This window comes from Thermomonas sp. (assembly GCF_035369645.1).
In the GTDB taxonomy this organism is placed as follows: domain Bacteria; phylum Pseudomonadota; class Gammaproteobacteria; order Xanthomonadales; family Xanthomonadaceae; genus Thermomonas.
The window spans coordinates 1-19893 of the sequence record NZ_DAOOUM010000015.1 but is presented as its reverse complement, the minus strand read 5'-3'; the positions used below and the strand labels follow the sequence as shown (position 1 = coordinate 19893).

Here is a 19893-nt window from a genome sequence, read left to right as displayed (position 1 = left end):
TCTCGTGGCGGCTCAATACACATCGCGGGCATAACGCCCATCGCGCTGCAATTGGCTGAGGAAGTCGGTGGCAGCATCGGTATCGCCGCCGTTGTGGGTGCTGACGATGTCGAGCAAGGCCGCGTGGACGTCTTTGCCCATGCCAATCGCGCCGCAAACATACAAATGCGCGCCGCGTTGCAGCCAGTCATAGACCTCACGGCCGTGTTCGCGCAGGCGGTCTTGCACGTAGATTTTTTGCGATTGATCGCGCGAGAACGCCAGGTCCAGACGATGCAGTTCGCCTTTGGCCAATGCCTCTTGCCATTCGGTTTGATACAGAAATTCGGTATTGAAATGGCGCGCACCGAAGAACAGCCAGTTGCGGCCGGTTGCGCAGGTTTCGGCGCGTTCCTGCACAAAACCACGGAACGGCGCCACGCCGGTGCCGGGGCCAATCATCAGGATGTCGCGGCTGCTGTCGGTGGGGAGGCGGAAGCGTTCGTTGGGCTCGATATACACCGGAATTTGCGCATCGTCTTCCAATGCGGCCAAGAACCCGCTGGCGGCACCGAGATGGTCAAAGCCATGTGCGTGGTAGCGCAGCACATCGAGAGTGAGATGCGCTTCTTCGCCCACCCGCTTGCGGCTGGAGGCGATCGAATACAAGCGTTGCACTTGCGGGCGCAAGCTGGCCACCAAGGTTGCGGCCTCCCATTGCGCTGGCCAGCGCCGCAGTACATCGATTACTTGGTGCGTACCCAGCAACGTGGCAAGTTCGGCATTGCCGGGTTGCAGCAGTTGCGCCAAGTCCTGCGCGCCGCTGTGTTCGGCCACGCTGGCAAGCAGCGGGCGTGACAGCCGGGTCAACTCGCGGCGGCTGCTTAACCATTCCGAAAGCGACAGGCTGTGGCCATCGTGATCGACCAAAACATCACCGTGCAGGCCGGTTGCGGCCAATACCCCGGCCACCAAGCCCTGCGGGTTCCGGTGGCGGATGCCCAGCGCATCGCCGGGTTCGTAACTCAGGCCTGACCCTTCCAAGGACAATTCAAGATGGCGAACGTCCTTGTCCACCAAAGCGTAACGGCGGAATCCGGTGCCTTTGAACTCGCGCCCGGTAATGCGTTGATTGGCCAGCACGCTGGCGGTAAAGGGGTTGTCATGCGTCCACGTGGGCAGTGCAGGCGGGCGCAGTGGGGTGACCGTGGCCAAGTGTGCGGGGGTAGCCGGCTTCAACAGCGCCCTGGCCTGCGTCAGCGCGTGCTCACGCCACGGTGCGGCCACGCTATCGATATCCAGATCCGCCTCGCCCAAGGCATGCGCACGGCTGCCACCCAGCTCGGTCAAGCGTGCATCCAATTTGCGCGCGATGCCGCAAAAATCGGCATAGCTGGAATCACCCAAGCCCAGCACCGCAAACTTGAGTTGCGGCAGTTTCGGCGCACGTTTGCCTAGCAAAAATTCGGTGAAACCGATGGCGTCATCTGGCGGATCGCCTTCACCTTGGGTGCTGATGACCAAGTACAGCAACTTTTCATTGGCCAATTCGCGGGTGGCGTAGGCGTCAGTGCGCAACAAGCGTGACGGCAGCCCGGCGGCTTGCAGCTGCGCATGCAGTGCCTCGGCGGTACGCTTGGCGTTGCCGGTCTGGCTGCCATACAGCACCGTTGCTGGTTGGCTGGCGGTTGCTGACGCGGCTGCGGATGCGGCTGTGGTAGCAGTGGCCACGGCCAAGCCGGTAGGGCTGAGTGCACGCGCCATGCCCGCCAAGTAGCCCGAGGCCCATAGCAGGGCGCTGCGGTCGGCGGCATCGGAAAACTGCGATAGCAGCGTGGCCTGATCAGCAGTCAGCGAGGTGGGCAGGGGGGAAGCGGAGGCGTGCGACATGGCGGCATAAGGTGAAGGATGCCGATGCAGGCTAGAGGTGGACGGATCGCAGGGGAAAGGATGGCTGGTTATGCCGATATGGGATATGGCATGGATTGCCGGTATAGCGGGGGGTGCGGGGTTTTCCTACGCGGTGGCGGGGCAAACGTGGGGGCCGATGTGCGTGATTCGCCGATCGTCTGGACATGGGTAAAGCGCGACGCTATCCCTGCCGGCCCGCAGCCTGCACACCAGCAACCGTTGATTCCCAATGCAATCCAAATAATTCACCAAGGAGAACACCATGAAATTTTTGAGCACCCTGCTGTCCACCCTCGTGTTGTCGCTGGCTTTGGCCGGTGCCGCCATGGCCGGGGAAACCGTCAATATCAATACTGCCGATGCCGCCACGCTGGATCGCGTGCTGATCAATATCGGCCCATCCAAGGCGCAGGCAATCGTCGACTATCGCAAGGCCCATGGCGCCTTCCGCAGTGCCGAACAACTGGCCGAAGTCAAAGGCGTGGGCCTGAAGACGGTGGAAAAAAACCGCGACCGCATCAGCTTGGGGGGTGCCGCGCCGGTGCGTCCGGCCGCAACCGCAGTGCGCCCGCAACAAGTGGCCAGCGCGCAGCCCAAACCGGTGGCACGGCGCTGACGTAGGGCGCAGGCAGTGGCCTGCGCAAGACAAGCAAACCCAACGCGCCTGACGCTGAAGAAACGTCAGGCGCGCTGGGTATTACGGTATGTAGCCGATTGCGTTTAACCGCGCAGATTGAACTCGATCGGCACCAGTCCCAGCGCCTGCACGGCATTGCCGTTTTGGGTGGCGGGTTGGAAGCTCCAACGTTTGAGCACCTGCAAGCGGGCGGCTTCGTCCAATTCACGGTAGCCACTGCTGCGCGAGATATTGACCTCCAGCGGCCGCCCATCCACCCCCACCAGCACTTGCAACAACACCGTGCCAGTCAATTGCCGCTGCAAGGCTGCACGCGGATAGGCGGGTGGCGGGGCCTGCCGATAGGCCAATTGCATCGGCACCGGAGCCGCAATGGCCGGGGTGATGCTATCGCCGATCGGGGCGTTGTCATTGGCCACAGGGTCAGTGACTGGCGTGTTGCCGGTATCGCTGAGCACTTGCGCGGTGCTGGCGGTATCGGGGCTATGGCTGCTGCGGGGGTGCGCAGGCGTTTGCACCGGCTGCGGTGGTTGCGGGCGCGTGATGGGGGCTATTTCCACGATCACAGGTTCTGGCGGTTTCACAATGGCCCGTGCCAACGGGTTATGGCTGGGTTGTTCTTGAAACGCCGGCGGCGGCAGCGCCATCGGGACCATCAACAGACCCAGCACCAGCAAATTCAGGGCAATCGTGCTGCTCAAGGTCAGGATGCGGGTGGAATCCAACTGTGGCTTGCTGGCTGGTTTCAATAAGGCAAAACCGGCAGCGTGGGACAAAGTAAGAGTGGGTGCGCGAACCATGGTCAACCTCCTGTGCGGGTGGACTTGCGGAGTACACGAACCATGCAACGGGCGATGTGGCGCAATGGGGTTATGCCGCACCAATTGCATGCCTTGACGCTGCACCCGTTGCGCGGGGATGGCAAAGTGCGAGCGACGGTCGGCTACAACAAGCCGACGGGCGGCGGGCTGGCAGGGTAGGCTCATGCGCAGCGGTCATACCGACATATTGGTGGGTGCATTGACGGGGTCAGCTTTACTCCTTTCACCCGCGCGCAATTTTCGTTTTGACGTTTTTGTTATGGGCACCTGAGGGATTGCCATCCAAATCGATGCATCGACTTGCGAGAATGCACACATGAATATCAACAATCGCACGATGATCGGACACCTGCTATTTGGCCTGCTACTGGCGTTGCCTGGGCTGGTGGGCGCAGCGCCGGTCAAAAACAAAGAATTGCTCAATGTATCGTATGACCCAACCCGCGAGCTGTATGCCGATGTCAACCGGGCGTTTGCTGCCGAATGGAAGCAGCAGACCGGCGAAGTGCTCACCCTGCGCAGCTCGCATGGCGGCTCGGGCAAGCAGGCGCGCGCGGTCATCGATGGTCTGGAGGCCGATGTGGTGAGCTTGGCGCTGTCGGCCGACATCGACGCGCTGGCCGACAAAGGCAAGCTGCTGCCCGCCAACTGGCAAACCCGCCTGCCCAACAACAGCGCCCCCTACACATCAACGATTGTATTTTTGGTGCGCAAGGGCAACCCCAAGGGCATCAAAGACTGGGGCGATCTGGTCAAGCCGGGGCTTGCGGTGATTACGCCCAATCCAAAAACGTCGGGAGGCGCGCGCTGGAATTATCTGGCGGCGTGGACGTGGGCCTCGCGTGAATATCGCAGTGGCAGCAGCGTATTGGATTACATGACCAAGCTGTTTCGCAATGTGCCGGTGCTCGACACCGGTGCGCGTGGTGCCACCACCACCTTTGTGGAGCGCGGCATCGGCGATGTTCTGATCGCTTGGGAAAATGAGGCCTTGCTGACCCGCAATGACCCGCAGTTACGGGACAAATTTGAAATCGTGGTGCCCTCGATCAGCATCAAAGCCGAACCGCCGGTGGCCTGGGTAGATAAAAACGTGGACAAGCACGGCACGCGCAAGCAGGCCGAAGCCTATCTACGGTTTTTGTATTCGCCACAAGGGCAGCAAATCGCGGCGCGCCATTATTTCCGCCCAGCCGATCCGGCCAAGGTTTCCGCGGCATTGCGCAAGGCTTTCCCGCCGATCAAGCTGGTCACCATCGACGCCGCATTTGGCGGTTGGAAGCAGGCGCAAGCCGTGCATTTTGGCGATGGCGGCTTGTTTGACCGCATCTACAAGCCATGACCGGCGCCGCACGATGACCCGCCAGGTGCAAGCGACGCAATCGCCGCCAGCGGCAACGCGCGCACGTGCGCGCAATCCATTACCGGGGTTTGGCCTAAGCCTGGGCTTGGGCATGGCTTGGCTGGGTGTGGTGGTGCTATTGCCGTTGGCTGCGTTGGCGGTGCGCGCGGCTGGCATGGGCAGTCAGGGCTGGTTGCGTGCAATCAGTGATGCACGGGTGCAGGCGGCGTTGAAGTTGAGTTTCAGTGCGGCGTTCAGCGCGGCAATCGTGGCGTCCTTGGTGGGTGCGCTGGTGGCGTGGGTCTTGGTGCGCTATCGCTTTCCCGGGCGTCGTCTGCTGGATGCACTGGTGGATTTACCGTTTGCATTACCCACGGCAGTGGCCGGCATCGCATTGACCGCGATCTACGCACCCACCGGCTGGGTGGGCGCGTTACTGGCAGCACACGGCATCAAAATTGCCTATGCCACCCCGGGTATCGTGCTGGCCTTGGTGTTTATCGGTATGCCATTTGCGGTGCGCACCTTGCAGCCGGTGTTGGAAACACTGGGTCGTGAGCCAGAGGAAGCCGCTGCCTCGCTAGGGGCCAACCGCTTCACTACGTTTCGGCGGGTCATCGTGCCGGAAATGCTGCCGGCATGGTTGACTGGGTTTTCGCTGGCATTTGCACGCGGGTTGGGCGAGTACGGGTCGGTGATTTTCATCGCCGGTAACTTGCCTTACAAAACCGAGATTGCACCGTTATTGATCACCATTCGGCTGGAGGAGTACGACTACGACGGCGCGGTGGCAATCGCAGCGTTATTGCTGGTTGCATCGTTCGTGTGCTTGCTGGCCATCAACTTGGTGCCGCTGTTGTTCCAACGGGGAGCGAGCCATGACTAAGGCAGCGTTGTCAGCAGCAGATCCGCTGCGCGAGCCAGCGTGGCTGAAGTGGTCGCTGATCGTGACGGCAGTGGCCGCGATGGGCTTGCTGGTGGTGTTGCCGCTGGGCATGGTGCTGGGCGCGGCCTTTGGCAAAGGGTTTCAGACGTGGTGGCAGGCGCTGGTAACAGACGATGCCAGCAGCGCCTTGCAATTGACCTTATTGACGGCAGCCATCGTGATTCCCGTCAATGCGGTGTTTGGGGTCTTTGCGGCGTGGGCGTTGACGCGGTTTTCCTTCCGTGGCAAGCGCGTGCTGTTGGCCTTGATCGACTTGCCCTTCGCGGTGTCGCCGGTGGTGGCTGGGTTGTGCTTGGTGTTGTTGTTTGGCAGCGGCGGCTGGTTCCATGCGTGGTTGCAAGCGCACGACATCAAACTGTTGTTTGCGCGGCCGGGTATTGTCTTGGCCACCTTGTTTGTGACCTTCCCGTTTGTGGTGCGCGAGCTGGTGCCGTTGATGCAGCAACAAGGCGCAGATGAAGAACTGGCCGCGCGCTCATTGGGTGCCAGTGCGTGGACGATGTTCCATCGCGTCACCTTGCCCAAGATCAAATGGGGTTTGCTGTATGGCGTGCTGCTGTGTGCGGCGCGGGCAATGGGTGAGTTTGGCGCGGTGTCGGTGGTGTCTGGGCACATTCGCGGCATGACCAACACCTTGCCGCTGCACATCGAAATTCTCTACAACGAATTTGATGCAACCGCCGCGTTCGCGGTGGCTTCGCTGCTGGCGGGGCTGTCGTTACTCACCTTGATCTTGAAAGTTTGGCTGGAAGCGCGCCATGGCGATGCGCTTGCTAACTCGCACAGGCGGCATTGACGATGCAATTGACGATTTCTTGCTTGCACAAACGCTATCCCGGCGTGGCAGCGCTGGATGGTGTGAATTTGGATATCCGCTCCGGTGAATTGGTGGCCTTGCTGGGGCCGTCGGGCTCGGGCAAGACCACCTTGCTACGGGTGATTGCGGGCCTGTTGCATGCCGATGGCGGGCAAGTCGCGTTTGGTGATGTTGATGCCACCCGGCTCAGCTTGCGTGAGCGCAATGTCGGGTTTGTCTTCCAGCACTATGCGCTGTTTCGGCATATGACCGTGGCCGAAAATATTGCATTTGGCCTGCGCAGCCGGCCGCGTGCAAAGCGCCCAGACAAGCCCACCATTGCCAAGCGGGTACAAGAATTATTGCAACTGGTGCAACTGCCCGAACACGGTGGGCGCTACCCGGATCAGCTTTCCGGCGGGCAAAAGCAGCGCATCGCACTGGCACGCGCCTTGGCCATCGATCCGGCAGTGCTGTTGCTGGATGAACCGTTTGGCGCACTCGATGCCAAGGTGCGGGTTGAGTTGCGCCGTTGGCTGCGCCGGTTGCACGCACAGACCGGGCAAACCACGTTGTTTGTCACCCACGATCAGGAAGAAGCATTGGAGCTGGCCGACCGCGTGGTGTTGATGCGTGCCGGCAAAGTGGAGCAAGTCGGCACGCCCGATGAAATTTATCGGACACCGGCATCGCCGTATGTGTTCGAGTTCATCGGGCGCAGCAATGTGCTGCACGGACAGGTCAAGGCCGGCCAGTTTTGCTTGCAGGGTTTGGCGCTGGATGCGGTGGGCGTGGCCGACGGCCCGGCCCGCCTATACCTGCGGCCACATGATTTGCATGCCGTCGCTGCCGCCGCTGCCGACACGTTACCGGTATTGGTGCGCACCGTGCAGCGGTTAGGTGGGCGCATCAATGCTGAGCTCGGTGTTGGTGAGCAAACCCTCGAGTGGGAGGCCTTCGATTCCGACAATGTGGCGCTGGCTGCGGGTGACACCCTACATCTGCGCGTGCGGCGTTACCGGGTCTTTGCCGCCGGGGAGTGATCGCCCCTGCCGTTGATGGCAGCGTGTGGGTGGATTGGCGGGATTGCAGCAGCTTCCGTGTTTGTCTTGGATGGGGAAACCCACGCGCTTGGCCGCAACGGCTGGGCACCATCCATCAGATTGGGGGTTGGCACGCATGAAGTACTTGCGACATTTCTTCCTGGTATCGGCATTGGCCAGTGGTTCTGTAGTTGCCCAGCAGGGCATGGTGGGCACCCGCCCGGGATTTACGTTCATTGGTCAGGCGACCGCCGCCCCGGCACAGGCTGCGGCTGCCCGTGCCTTGCAACAGTTCGTCAGCAGTGTGGATGTTGGTCAAGCCTTGCCGGCCGGGTTTCCGTTGGCGATCAGTAGCGCATCTGAATTGACGCAAGCACGGATTGGTTGGGGCTTTGCGGTGAACGATGTGCAGCCCGACCAATTGCGCGGCAATGTCAACTTGGAGCGCGCAGCGCAGGCGACTGGGCAGTGGCGGTATGCGGTTCTGGTACGGGGGAAGCCGGTGGGCCTGTTGACCATGCAGAACGATGGCAATGGCTGGCAAATGGTGTCATTGGGAGGGATTGCACTGAGCCGCGACATCCACACGATGTTGTCGCGTTACGGCAATCAGGAAAACGTCAGCCTGCGCTATGTGCGGGTACCGCAGGCCACAGCGGATTTCATCGAGGTCAAACAGGCAAACCTGCCCGCGCGCTATGCCCCCTTGCAGGCGGCACGCAGCACGCTGCGGATGACGGCACCGGGTGCCGGTTTGCTGGGTGCAGCCGAGTTGTTGCCCGGCCTGCGTACCGCCGCCGCCCGCAATCTTGATATGACCCACTGACGGTAAGGAGAGCCTGCAATGAATCTGTTTCCTCGCATTGCCGCCGGCCTGTTGCTGGCCGCGCTATCCACTGCTGCGCTGGCAGGTAGCGGGTATAAATATTTGAATGTCGATGCGCTTAGTCAAGAGCACAGTCAATGGTGCTGGGCGGCTTCTTCCGTGGATGTGTTGCGTTGGTATGGGCAAACCCCAAGCCAATGCGGCATCGTCAATTGGGCCTATGGGCGCAATGATGCTTGTTATAGCGCACCGTTTAATTGGAACTCGGGTGCCAATCAACCCAATGCGCTGTATGGAAGCTACGGCAGCGTGCAGGATGTACTGGCGTCCAATGGTGTTGCCAATCGCAGCTACGCGTCGGCATCGTCATGGAATGCCATCGTCAGTGATGTCGATGCAAACCGTCCATTCGTAATTCGGTTTGGATGGTACGGCGGCGGCGGCCACATCATGACCGGCTATGGGTATAACGATCGCGGTGGCACCCAAATGGTGGGTTATATGAACCCATGGCCGGGCGAGGGTTATACATGGTCAACCTACCGTTGGATGGTGTACGCCGCGTATGACCATAGTTGGACGCATACATTACGTATGCAGCGATAGCCGCCGATTCATCAGCAAGGTGGCCATGGGGCGGGGCCGGAGTCATCTGGCCCCAGTGGTCATTGCGTGCCAGCCAGCAGGTGGCGTGCGTGTTCGATTGCTGCCATGCGGCAATTGGGGCGGTTACGGAGTTGTTGTAGCGCTTCGCGGACCAGAGGTTTACCCGTAGTCGTATCGCCCATCTCGATCAGGGCAGTTCCACGCCCCAAGCGCAGGATGCTGAGCCGTGCATGATCGGCGGGATACAGGCGGTCAGCTACGGCCAAGGCTTCTTCGTAACGCGTCTGTGCCAGCGGTATTCGGTCTTGTGCCAAGGCAAGATCGGCTTCGTTTTCTAATAGCGCAACCAGCACATAGGGGGAGGTTGTGCCACTTGGACCAAGGGCGGTGTGCGCGCGCGTCAATGCTGCCTGGGCTTGGTCATATTGGTGCTGACGGATGTGTGCCATCGCCAGCACGCTTTCACTGAGCGCGTACCACGGATGATGGCGACCTAAAATACGCGCCCGGCCATCCGCTGCATGTTGCAGCCAGGCAATGGCTTGATCCGATTGGTTACGACAAATGAGCGCCAGGCCAAGGTCGTGCATCGCCAGCAGAGTGACCGGATGGGTCGTGCCATAACGCTGATCAAGTGCGCCGACCAAAGGACGCAGCACATTGGCAGCATCATCGAACTGTCCCAGCCCGACCAGTGCGGTTTCTTGTGCCAACTTGCTTTCCAGTACATAGGGGTGCTGTGCACCGAGTGCACGGGTGGTAATGGCCACGGATTGATTGGCATGGTGGAGTGCAGCCTGATGGCGGTCTATGCGCGCTTCGCAGAAGCTCAGGTTCATGTAGATGTCGCCGCGCAGGACTGCCTTGGTATCTGGAACATGCGGTAATAGTGCGTTGTAGCGCGCGATGCACGTGTTGAAGTCATCGCGCAACAAGGCTGCATGCGCGATCTGGCTATCGACCTCCAGTAACAAGGTTGAATGGCTTCCCAAGCGCGCCAGAACGTGTTGACGTAATGGGAGCAAGCGCGATTCTGCCGTGGTCAGGTGCGACGCATCCAGCATTTGTTGTTCGCGCTGCAGGCGTGCAGCCAATGTGCGTTGGTCATATGCCCCATAGAGTGCAGTTAGGTGCGCGATTGCCAAGGTAAACGCACGTTCGGCATGTTTGAATTCGCCTAAATTTGCCAGTGTGCGACCAAGGCTTAGCTCCACTTGTGCGGCGACTTCCGGGGTTCTGCCGAGGCGCGCTTCGGCGCGCGCCAATGCACGTTCGGCTAACTCGGTCACGCGCATGTCGCGGCTACCCGATTGCAGCGGGTCCGCACCGGGGAGTAGGTCTTCTTCGATAAAGGCGTTGATGGCTTCGGCCTTGTTGCGGGCATGTTCTGCCACATCGCGCTGGTGGGCCAAGCGCAGCATCATGCCGGTCAAGGTGATGATGAAAACCAGTAATGCCAGCACGCTACTGGCAGTACCCAAGGGGTGTGCGCGGGTCAGCAGGCGCAACCGCCCCCATAGGCCGGGCCGGCGCACACTGACCGGGCGGTGGGCAAGCAGCCGCTTGAGATCGGTTTGTAGCGCAGCAGCGGTGGGGTAGCGCTTGTCTGGTGTGGCATGGGTGGCATGCGCAATGATGGCGTGCAGGTCTTCGGGGATGGTTGCGTTGGCCTGGCGGTGGTTTGTGACGTTCACAATGGCTTGAAGCAAACGCCCCAATTGCCAGACATCGGCACGGATATCGGGCGGTGCTCCCACGCGCTGTTCGGGGCTGGCAAAGCCTTCGGTAAAAGCGGTGCGTGCATCCACTTCGCTCAGTAAGGCTGCCACGCCAAAGTCCACCAACATCGCGCGCCCGTCGGTATCTACCAGTACGTTGTCAGGCTTGATGTCGCGGTGTACCAGTAAGTGTGCATGTGCAAATTGCACGGCATCGATCACCGGGAGGAGCAATTGCACGCATTGCCGCCAGTCCAGTCCCGCATTGCCAACGTGCTGGTCGATGGGGATGCCGGCAACATGCTCCATCGCAAACCACAGGTGGCCGTCAGCGCTGCTGCCTCCGTCGATCAATCGCGCAATATGGGGGTGTCGCAGCTGCGCAAGAATCTGTCGTTCGTGTTTGAATTGCCCGGTTGCCATGGCGGCGACCTTGCCGACAGGGAGCCATTTGATGGCCACATCCTGCTCGAATGCACCATCGTCGCGCACGGCAAGATAGACGATGCCCATGCCACCACGACCCAGCTCACGGACGATGCGGAATGCACCCAGTTGCGCGCCGGCGGCAAGCTCGTCCAAGCCTAGATGTTCGCGTAAAAGTGCGCCAACCAGCGCACCACCCAGCACCGCGCCGGGTTCCAGTAGGCGATCAACACGGTTCGGCATATCAGTCCGGGAGCAAGTGACGCAAGCGTTCACGGGCATCGTGCCAGAGGCGCTGCACGCTGCGCAGTGGCAAGTTCAGTGCTTCTGCGGTTTCCTGCTCGGTGAGGCCGCTGAAGATTCGACAATCCACGATGCGTGCCAGACGCACATCTTCGGTGGCGAGTTGATTCAGTGCGGCATCCAATGCCAACAAGTCGTCGGCTTCGTGCTGTGCGCTGAGGGTGTCTTCATCCAGTGTCACTTGTAATGCGCCACCGCCACGTTTGGCGGCGACGCGATCACGCGCATAGTTGACAAGGATTTGCCGCATCGCGCGTCCTGCAATCGCCAGGAAATGCTCGCGGCTGTGAATGCCATCGGCTTGTCGGCGGGCAACGCGCAGATAGCATTCGTTGACCAGTGCGGTAGGGTTGAGCGTGGCGGCCCCCCCATGCGCACGCGCGCGTCGTGCCATTCGCAAGAGGTCTTCGTACAGCGATGCCACCGCCTGTTCCCAGGCAGCGGGTTCACCATCGCGTGCGCGCTCCAAAAGTTGCGTGATTTCGCCCATGCCATTGACTCGTGGACACATCTTTGGCTGAGGGTAACCCAGGTGGTGAAACTAGGGATGGTAAAGACAAAAATGCCCCGCGCGTGACGGGGCATTTGAGGGCCGCGGGCGCGTGGATCACGCCGCAGCGGAACCACGCGGGGACATGCCAATACTCCTGCAATATCACCGCCCCAATTCAAACACGATATCCACACTCACCGACACTGCCGTCTCACCGGCAGCCACCGCAGTGTCTTTTTCCATTGGCGCCGCTGCGGCCATCATCCGCATCACCGGCATTGGCTGCGGTTGGCTGCTGCCGCCTTCATTGATGCTGATGATGCGCAGCACGCGCAGCCCCAAGGTATCGGCATACGTTTGTGCTTGCGCCTGTGCTTTTTTGACTGCGGCGATGCGCGCCTCGGTATAGGCGGCATCCGGCTTGTCGATGCCAAACGTTGGCCCGTTGATTTGGTTCGCGCCTTGCGCCACCAAGGTGTCCAACACCTTGCCCAGTTTGCCAAGCTCGCGCACCTTCACATTGACCGAGTTGCTGGCTTGATAGCCGACAATCGTGGGTGGTTGGTTGTCGGCATATTTGTATTGCGGGTTGAGGTTGATTCCGCTGGTTTGGATGTCGCGCTCGGCAATGCCGGCGGCACGCAATGCCGCCATTACCTTGTCCATTTTCACGGCGTTGTTGCGCATCGCGGTATTGGCTTCAACAGACTGGGTGACCACGCCGGTCGAGACGGTGGCGATGTCAGGTGCACGGCTGGCTTCGGCGCTGGCGGCTATCGTCAGCAGCGTGCCGGGCTGGTTGGTTGCTGCGATGTCGGAGGGATGAGCGTGGCTGGTCATGGGCAGGGCGGCGGCAAACGGCGTGGCAAGGGCGAGGGTCAGCAGGAGGGGGCGCAACATCATCATGTACTCCAATCAGGTCAGCGGGAAAGATTGCGTGCCGGGGGTGAACGCTCGGTGAGCCAAAATGGGGTGATGGGGGGACAAAGGCTGGGGCACGCAGTCAGCTGCGGGTTAGACTGCACACATGCTGCATCTTGCCTCGAAATCCCCACGCCGTTCCGAATTGCTGGCCCGCCTTGGGCTGCCGTTTGGCATTCTTGACCTAGATATCCCCGAACAACAAGGGGCCACCGAGGCCGCGGCCGACTACGTGCGTCGGGTGGCGCGTGAAAAAGCCGGTGCCGGTTTACTGGACGTGGTGGCGGTGGCCGATGCGGTGGTGCTGGGTGCCGATACCGAGGTCATCTTGGATGGCATGGTGTTTGGCAAACCCGCCGATGCCGTGGATGCAGCCGCCATGCTGCGGCGGCTGTCCGGGCAGACCCATCAGGTCATCACCGCCGTCGCGGTACTGTCGGCCGCGCGTGAATTGCAGGCGGTAGCGGTGTCGCAAGTATCGGTGGAAACATTGTCGGATGCCGACATCAACCGTTATCTGGACACTGGCGAGTGGCAGGGTAAGGCCGGTGGCTATGCGATTCAGGGCCGTTTTGAGGCCCATGTGGCGCGCTTGGAGGGCAGCTATTCCGGGGTCATGGGGCTGCCATTGCGGGAAACCGCCGGCCTGCTGCGCCAAGTTGGGCTGCTGCCATGAGCGAGGAATTATTAGTCAACGTCACCCCGCGTGAAACCCGCGTGGCAGTGGTTGAAAACGGCATGTTGCAAGAACTACACATCGAGCGCGGCAGCCAGCGCGGGGTGGTGGGCAATATCTACAAAGGCAAGGTGCAGCGGGTGATGCCGGGCATGCAGGCTGCGTTTGTCGATATCGGGCTGGAGCGCGCCGCCTTCATCCATGCCAATGATATTTTCCGTGCCGCGCCACTGGATGGGGTGGAGGGTGATGACGCCCCAGTGTCGCCGCCACCGCAAGTACAACTCCCCATCATCGACTTGCTGCGCGATGGTGCCGAGATCGTGGTGCAGGTGGTCAAAGACCCGATTGGCAGCAAAGGCGCGCGCCTGACTACGCAAATCAGCATCCCGTCGCGCTATTTGGTGCTGCTGCCGCGATCCAAAGTGATCGGCATTTCTGCGCGGATTGAAGAAGATGCCGAGCGCAGCCGGCTGAAAGGCCTGATGGCGGAATTGACAGCAGGTGGGCCAGGGCATGGCTACATCGTGCGGACCAATGCCGAAGGCCAGCCGGCCGAGGCCTTGGCCGAGGACATCGCCTATTTAAGCCGGGTATGGGCGCTGATTGAACGCAACGCCACCGATGCCAAACACGGCAGTTGCGTGTACGAAGACCTCAGCCTGCCGTTGCGCGCGGTGCGTGATTTGATCCGTCGCGATGTGGACAAGGTCAAGGTGGATTCACGCGAGACCTGCGAGCATCTGCGTGAATTTGCCGCCAATTACATGCCCGTGCTAGCCGACAAAATTGAACACTATTCCGGCTCGCGCCCGATCTTCGACATGTACGGCGTTGAAGATGAAATCCAGCGCGCGCTGAATAAGGAAGTACCGCTCAAATCCGGCGGTTATCTGGTGATTGACCAGACCGAGGCAATGACCACGGTGGATGTGAATACCGGCAGTTTTCTGGGCCAGCGCAATCTGGAAGAAACCGTGTACCGCACCAACTTGGAAGCGGCGCAGGCGGTGGCACGGCAACTGCGGCTGCGTAATCTGGGCGGCATCATCATCATTGATTTCATCGATATGCACGATGCCGAACACCGCCGGTTGGTGTTGCGCACGCTGGAAAAATCACTGGTCAAAGATCACGCCAAAACCACGGTGTATGACTTCTCGCCGCTGGGCTTGGTGGAAATGACCCGCAAGCGCACGGTGGAATCCCTGGAGCGGCAGTTGTGCGAACCCTGCCACGAGTGCAGTGGGCGCGGCATGGTCAAAACCGCCGAGACGACAACGTATGAAATCTTTCGCGAAATCGTGCGCGCGGTGCGGCAGTTTGATGCCGCACGGTTGTTGGTGATTGCATCGCCCAAGGTGGTGGGGCGGATTACCGATGAAGAATCCAACGCGGTGGCCGAGCTGGAGGAGTTCATCGGCAAGTCGATTCGCTTCCAGGCGGATGCGCAATACCTGCAAGAGCAGTTCGATGTCGTGCTGCTGTAACGTGCGGGTGGCGGCAAGAACCCGAACTGTGCAAGGCAAGGCGGGCCAAGTATGACAACGCCATCCCCGCCAGCAGCACGCGGTTGGCGCACGCTCTGGCGTCACTGTTGGCATACCTTGGCGGCAATGCTGGCAGTGCTGGCCTTGGGTAATGGCGTGGGCAGCTTGTTGCTGCCAATGGTCGAGCGTCATCCCGAGCAAGTCGCCGCATGGCTCAGCGAACGTGCCGGGCGCGCGGTAGCGTTCGATCATCTGGCAACCCAATGGACGCGGCGTGGGCCATTGTTGCGGCTGTCCAATCTGCGCGTGGGCGATCCGGCCAACCCATTGCGGATTGGCGATGCCGAAATCCAGATTGCGCAATACGCCGGCTTGCTGCCGGGGCGTTCGTTCACCGAATTGCGCCTGCGCGGGCTGGATTTGACATTGCAGCGCGACGACGATGGCCAGTGGCAAGTGCGTGGCTTGCCGGGGCAGCAAACCGGCGGCGATCCGCTGGACGCACTGGCGCATCTGGGTGAATTGCAACTGGCGCAAGCCAAGTTGCGCGTCTTCGCGCCGGCCTTGCATATGGATGTGCGCCTGCCACGGATCGATTTGCGCCTGCAAGTCAACGGCAAGCACGTGCGTGCCGGTGCCCGCGCATGGCTGCGCAGTACGGCAACGCCATTCGATATCGCCGGCGAGCTGGATCGCAGCAGTGGCGATGGCCGCGTGTATGCCGGCAGTCGCATGCTGGATCTGGTCGAGTTGGCCGGCAAGTTGCCGCTCACCGGAATAACGCCGCTATCGGGGCGCGGGCGCTTGCAGGGCTGGGCGCAGTTGCGCAGTTATCGAATAGTAGGGGTGCGTGCCGACGCCGGGTTGCTGGATGTGCGCTTGCGCGGTGCACCGCTCGCCAACACGGCCACACCCACTCGCACCCTGGGGGAACTGGTATTGGCGGCCAATTGGAGCGGGCGCTTGCAAGATTGGCAGGTGCGCGTCAGCCGCTTACGCATCGGTGATGGCGAGCAGCGGCAACAGTTGGATGGGCTGGCCATCGCCGGCGGGCAGCGTTATGCGCTACGTGCCAAGCATCTGCAAGTGGCGCCACTGCTGCAATTGGCGGCGTTGAGCGATGCCGTCCCGGCACCGCTGCGGCATTGGTTATTGGCCACCCAGCCGGCGGCGGTGTTGGACAATGTGGATATCCGCGGGCAAGCAGCGGGCCCGTTGTCTGTCAGTGCGCAAATCAGCGGTTTCCGCTTTGACCCGGTGGCAAACGCCCCCGGCATGCGTGGTGTGGCAGGCTGGTTACAGGCCGACCAAGACGGTCTGCGCCTGCGCTTTGACCGCAGCGCACAGGTCGCATTCGATTGGCCAGCGGGGTTTGGCGTGGTGCATCGCTTCACCTTGGATGGTGAAGCCGTACTGTGGCGCGATGTCGCCGGCTGGACCATCCAAACCCCCGGTTTGGCGATCGCCGGGGGCGCACTGCACGTGCAGGCACGTGGTGGTATTGGGCTGCAAGACGACGGCAGTCATCCACGTTTGGATATCGCTGCCGACATTGGTGATGTCCCGATAGCTATCGCGCATGGGTTTTGGATCCATCATTTGATGCCCCGATCCACCGTGCAGTGGTTGGACATGGCATTGCGCGGCGGAACCTTGCGCAATGTGCATGCCATCGTTGCCGGTGATCTGGACGATTGGCCATTCCGCAATGCGCCGGGCTTGGCCGGCGCCGGCATGTTTCGCGCCGATGCCCACATCGACAACGGCACGGTGAAGTTCCAACCAGACTGGCCGGCGGCCGAGCATTTGAATGCCGATGTCAGCTTTGTGGCCGATGGCTTCAAGGTCACTGGCCGTGGTCAATTGGCGGGGGTGCCGGTGCCAACGTTGCAGGCCGGAATCGCGCGTTTCGGGCAGGCCGAATTGACCGTGGATGCCAACACCAATGGCGATGCCAAACAGTATCTTGCCCTGCTGCGTGCCAGCCCGTTGCACAAGGACTACGGCGAGGTGATGGATCACCTGCAAGCGGCGGGGCCGGCGCAGGCGCAATTTCATATGCGGCTGCCGCTGCATCACGACGTGCCGGTGCCGCCGATTATTGATGGCAACGTGACCTTGGCCGGTGCCAACTTGGTGGAGACGCGCTACCAGCTGAAGTTCGAACACGTGCACGGGCAGGCGACGTTCGATCATGCCGGCTTTGACGCACCGGCGCTGCGCGTACGCTACGACGGCACCCCCGGTGTGCTGGCGCTGCGGGCCGGACCACACACACATGACCCTGCACAGGCATTTGAAGCGCAATTGCAAATGCAGGCCGAGATCGACGGCCTACTGAGCAAGGCCGGCAATCTGGATTGGCTGAAGCCCTATCTGCGCGGCAGTTCGCAGTGGGCGGTGGATATGGCGGTGCCGCGCGCTACGGCGACTGGCAGCCCGCCAGCATTGCTGCAATTGCGTTCCAATTTGGTTGGTACAGCCTTCGACCTGCCCGCGCCCTTGCATAAACCGGCGGCACAAGCACTGCCCACGGCAGTGACGATTCGATTGCCGCTGGATCGCGGTGATATCGAAGCCAGCGTGGGCGATGTGCTCAGCCTGCGCAGTCACAGCGCGCACGGGCAAACCGGCCTGCGGGTGCAGATGGGCGGTGGCGATGTGCCCGCGCCACCTGCGCGTGGGCTGGCCATCGGCGGGCATGTCGATACATTGGATGCACTGGATTGGATTGGCTTTGCCAGCGGCGGCCAAAGCCATGCCGACTTGCCCTTGCAACGCATCGACGTGCAGGCCGCGCGGATGCGTTTGCTGGGTGCGGAGTTTGCCGATACCCGTCTGCAAGTGCTGCCGATGACGCAAGGTCCGGGGGTGCAGGTGCACGTGCAGGGCAGCGCCATCGCCGGGAATTTGCGTGTGCCCGAGCAGGCCGGCGCCAGCGTCAGCGGTCAGTTCGATCGCCTGTATTGGGCCGCGCCTGGTAGTGCCACTGCCACCGCGACCAGCAAGCCAGCCACCGACCATGCCGGCATCGCAATCACCACGTCGCCTGCGCCGATTGCCACCACGGCAATCAGTAGCGTCAACCCTGCTGCAATTCGGCCACTGGCACTGGATGTGGTGGATCTGCGCTTTGGCGGCACTTTGCTGGGTGCGGCGCGGTTCCGCAGCTCGCCGGTGTTTGGTGGCTTGCGCTTGGACGAATTTCGCACATCGGGCGGCAAGCAGCGACTGGCCGCAACCGGCAGTTGGTTGGGGCGCGACAGTGCGGCACGAACGCAATTCCGGCTGGATGCCGACAGTGATGACGTCGGGGCGTTGTTGGCAGGTTTTGGACTGGGCGGGCAACTTGCTGGCGGGAATGGAAAGTTGAGTGGCACGGCCAGCTGGAACGGCGGGCCGGAAGCCTTCGACGTAGGCACCCTCACCGCCACATTGCATGCCGATGTGCATGATGGCCGTCTGCCTGAAATCGAGCCGGGTGCCGGCCGGGTCTTGGGCTTGTTGGGCGTTGGGCAGCTGCGGCGGCGTCTGAGCTTGGATTTCAGCGACTTCTTCAGCAAAGGCTTTGCCTTCGATCGCCTGCAAGGTGATCTTCATCTCAACCAAGGCACGGCGCGGACCGACAATCTTTCGATCAAAGGCCCAGCGGCCGATCTCAACTTGCATGGCAGCGTCAACCTGCGCAGCCAATCGTTCGATCAAACGGTGGAAGTTCTGCCGCGTTCGGGCAGCTTGCTGACCGCCGTGGGGGCGATTGCCGCAGGGCCCGTGGGTGCGGCGGTGGGGGCAGTTGCCAATGCCGTGCTGGATAAACCAATGTCGGGGATTGGGGCCAAGACCTACCACATCACCGGGCCATGGGCCGCCCCCAAGGTGGACGTGGTGCCGCGCGCCAGCATCGACAGCAAACCCACACCCTGACGCGTGCTTGATTGCCCGGCAAGCATCTCCATTTCTTAACGAAACCAAGACAATTCAACCATGACCGCACTCAGCCTTGCCGAATCTCGCCTGCTGGCCCCCACCGGGCTGGATACCGCCGCATTGGAACGTACCTTCGGCGCGTTATTGGGGCCGGGGATTGATTTTGGCGATCTGTATTTCCAGCACGCCCGCCGCGAGGCGTGGAGCATGGAGGACGGCATCGTCAAAGACGGTTCCCACAGTATCGAGCAGGGCGTGGGTGTGCGTGCCATTTCCGGTGAAAAAACCGGCTTCGCCTATTCCGATGCACTGGATGCCTCGGCATTGCTGGCCTCGGCGCAGTCGGCCCGCGCCATTGCCCGCGCGGGACACAGCCACGGCGCACAAGCCCTGACGCGCAGCGCAGGCAAGGCGCTGTACCCGGCGCTGGACCCGGTGGATGCGCTGGACAATGCCGCCAAGGTCGAGGCGCTGCGCCGCGTGGACGGCCTGCTGCGCGCGCTGGAGCCGCGCGTGCAACAAGTGATGGTGAGCATGACTGGCGGCGTGGACACGGTGCTGGTGGCGCGCAGCGACGGCGTGCTGGCCGGCGATGTGCGGCCACTGGTGCGGATGAATATTCAGGTGATCGTGGAGCACAACGGCCGCCGCGAATCGGGCTTTGCCGGGTTTGGCGGGCGCTATGGCTATGCCGAACTCTTGGCCGACGACAAGCCGGAGAAATTTGCCCGCGAAGCGCTGCGGCAGGCGTTGGTGAATTTGGACGCGATTGACGCCCCCGCCGGGGTGATGCCGGTGGTGTTGGGCCACGGCTGGCCGGGTGTGCTATTGCACGAAGCTGTGGGCCACGGGTTGGAAGGCGATTTCAACCGCAAGGGCACCAGCACCTTCGCCGGTCGCATCGGCCAGCGGGTGGCCTCCAAAGGCGTGACGATCGTGGATGACGGTACGCTGGATGGCCGCCGTGGGTCACTGAGTATCGATGATGAAGGCACCCCCACCGCGTGTACCCCGTTGATCGACGACGGCATT

General features: G+C 61.6%; 16 protein-coding genes. 11 read left to right on the top strand and 5 right to left on the bottom strand.

Annotated elements, in window-relative coordinates:
* Positions 1 to 12: 12 nt before the first annotated feature.
* The gene (locus PK789_RS04485; RefSeq protein WP_324307307.1) at positions 13 to 1869 is read right to left on the bottom strand and encodes an assimilatory sulfite reductase (NADPH) flavoprotein subunit; all 1857 of its coding nucleotides are present in this window, start codon (positions 1867 to 1869) and stop codon (positions 13 to 15) included.
* Positions 1870 to 2152: 283 nt separating this feature from the next.
* Between PK789_RS04485 and PK789_RS04480 the strand changes: the two genes are divergently transcribed.
* Entirely contained in the window at positions 2153 to 2506 is a 354-nt protein-coding gene (locus tag PK789_RS04480) for a ComEA family DNA-binding protein (RefSeq protein ID WP_324307305.1), read from the top strand.
* Between the two features lie 104 nt (positions 2507 to 2610).
* Here PK789_RS04480 and PK789_RS04475 read toward each other — a convergent pair whose 3' ends face one another.
* The gene (locus tag PK789_RS04475) at positions 2611 to 3303 is read right to left on the bottom strand and encodes an energy transducer TonB (protein ID WP_324307304.1); all 693 of its coding nucleotides are present in this window, start codon (positions 3301 to 3303) and stop codon (positions 2611 to 2613) included.
* A gap of 361 nt (positions 3304 to 3664) precedes the next feature.
* On the opposite strand from PK789_RS04475, the gene PK789_RS04470 reads away from it, so the two are divergent.
* From PK789_RS04470 to PK789_RS04445, 6 genes are all read left to right on the top strand, one after another.
* Positions 3665 to 4690 carry a sulfate ABC transporter substrate-binding protein gene (locus PK789_RS04470; RefSeq protein WP_324307302.1) on the top strand — a complete coding sequence of 342 codons (1026 nt, stop codon included), beginning with the start codon at positions 3665 to 3667 and terminating at the stop codon, positions 4688 to 4690.
* 25 nt (positions 4691 to 4715) lie between these two features.
* A complete protein-coding gene (gene cysT, locus PK789_RS04465) occupies positions 4716 to 5576 on the top strand; it encodes a sulfate ABC transporter permease subunit CysT (protein WP_503011899.1) in 861 nt (286 codons plus the stop codon).
* Complete coding sequence (gene cysW, locus PK789_RS04460) at positions 5569 to 6432, top strand: sulfate ABC transporter permease subunit CysW (protein ID WP_324307300.1); 864 nt, start codon at positions 5569 to 5571, stop codon at positions 6430 to 6432. The genes cysT and cysW overlap by 8 nt, the downstream gene beginning before the upstream one ends.
* A 2-nt stretch (positions 6433 to 6434) precedes the next feature.
* Positions 6435 to 7475 carry a sulfate/molybdate ABC transporter ATP-binding protein gene (locus PK789_RS04455; RefSeq protein WP_324307299.1) on the top strand — a complete coding sequence of 347 codons (1041 nt, stop codon included), beginning with the start codon at positions 6435 to 6437 and terminating at the stop codon, positions 7473 to 7475.
* Positions 7476 to 7611: 136 nt separating this feature from the next.
* Positions 7612 to 8301, top strand: a complete 690-nt coding sequence (locus PK789_RS04450) for a hypothetical protein (protein ID WP_324307297.1) — start codon at positions 7612 to 7614, stop codon at positions 8299 to 8301.
* 18 nt (positions 8302 to 8319) lie between these two features.
* Positions 8320 to 8907, top strand: a complete 588-nt coding sequence (locus PK789_RS04445; RefSeq protein ID WP_324307296.1) for a C39 family peptidase — start codon at positions 8320 to 8322, stop codon at positions 8905 to 8907.
* Positions 8908 to 8966: 59 nt separating this feature from the next.
* On the opposite strand, the gene PK789_RS04440 is transcribed toward PK789_RS04445, so the two are convergent.
* From PK789_RS04440 to PK789_RS04430, 3 genes are all read right to left on the bottom strand, one after another.
* Positions 8967 to 11294, bottom strand: a complete 2328-nt coding sequence (locus tag PK789_RS04440; protein ID WP_324307295.1) for a protein kinase domain-containing protein — start codon at positions 11292 to 11294, stop codon at positions 8967 to 8969.
* A 1-nt stretch (position 11295) separates the two neighbouring features.
* Positions 11296 to 11844 carry an ECF-type sigma factor gene (locus PK789_RS04435; protein ID WP_324307294.1) on the bottom strand — a complete coding sequence of 183 codons (549 nt, stop codon included), beginning with the start codon at positions 11842 to 11844 and terminating at the stop codon, positions 11296 to 11298.
* Positions 11845 to 12009: 165 nt separating this feature from the next.
* Positions 12010 to 12753, bottom strand: coding sequence for an SIMPL domain-containing protein (locus tag PK789_RS04430; RefSeq protein ID WP_503011897.1), 744 nt, complete (start codon positions 12751 to 12753; stop codon positions 12010 to 12012).
* A 121-nt stretch (positions 12754 to 12874) separates the two neighbouring features.
* Between PK789_RS04430 and PK789_RS04425 the strand changes: the two genes are divergently transcribed.
* The 4 genes from PK789_RS04425 to PK789_RS04410 all read left to right on the top strand — a co-directional run.
* Positions 12875 to 13444, top strand: coding sequence for a Maf family protein (locus PK789_RS04425; RefSeq protein WP_324307293.1), 570 nt, complete (start codon positions 12875 to 12877; stop codon positions 13442 to 13444).
* Positions 13441 to 14934, top strand: coding sequence for a ribonuclease G (rng, locus tag PK789_RS04420; RefSeq protein WP_324307291.1), 1494 nt, complete (start codon positions 13441 to 13443; stop codon positions 14932 to 14934). The genes PK789_RS04425 and rng overlap by 4 nt, the downstream gene beginning before the upstream one ends.
* A gap of 51 nt (positions 14935 to 14985) precedes the next feature.
* Positions 14986 to 18858, top strand: coding sequence for a YhdP family protein (locus PK789_RS04415; RefSeq protein WP_324307290.1), 3873 nt, complete (start codon positions 14986 to 14988; stop codon positions 18856 to 18858).
* A gap of 60 nt (positions 18859 to 18918) precedes the next feature.
* A partial coding sequence (locus PK789_RS04410; RefSeq protein ID WP_324307289.1) for a metallopeptidase TldD-related protein occupies positions 18919 to 19893 on the top strand: 975 nt, incomplete at its 3' end.